Annotated in this window: 1 protein-coding gene; it reads left to right on the top strand. The window is 76.0% G+C overall.

Annotation, left to right across the window (positions count from 1 at the left end):
* Window positions 1-425: TGS domain-containing protein (locus AOK15_RS47150; RefSeq protein WP_240508566.1), on the top strand; the 425-nt coding region annotated here is incomplete at both ends.

Below are 425 nucleotides of genomic sequence, written 5' to 3'. Positions count from 1 at the left end.
GACCTCGCCCAGGACCGCGAGATCACCGTCTTCCGGCCCGACGGCGGCACCCTGGGCCTCCCCGAGGGCGCCAGTTGCGTGGACGCCGCCTACGCCCAGTACGGCGAGGACGCGCACGCCTGTATCGGCGCCCGCGTCAACGGCCGTCTGGCGACGCTGAGCACGGTCCTGAGGGACGGCGACACCGTCCAGCTCCTCATGGGCCAGGACCCCGCCTCCGAGCCCTCCAGGGAGTGGCTGGAGCACGCCCACACCCCCGCCGCCCGCATCGCCATCCAGCGCTGGCTCGCCGCCCACCCCTCGACCGCCGCCGACGAGCCGGACGCCCTCGACGCCGAACGCAAGGACGGGGCGCCCGCACCGCGCCCCTCCCACGACGACCACGGCGTTCGCGGTGTCGGAGAGCGCGGCGGGCTCGTCGTGGG

Origin of the sequence: Streptomyces ossamyceticus (genome assembly GCF_001418475.1) — a bacterium.
GTDB classification, from domain to species: Bacteria; Actinomycetota; Actinomycetes; order Streptomycetales; family Streptomycetaceae; genus Streptomyces; species Streptomyces ossamyceticus.
The sequence above is the reverse complement of the archived record's forward strand: the minus strand, read 5'-3'. Positions and strand labels throughout refer to the sequence as shown.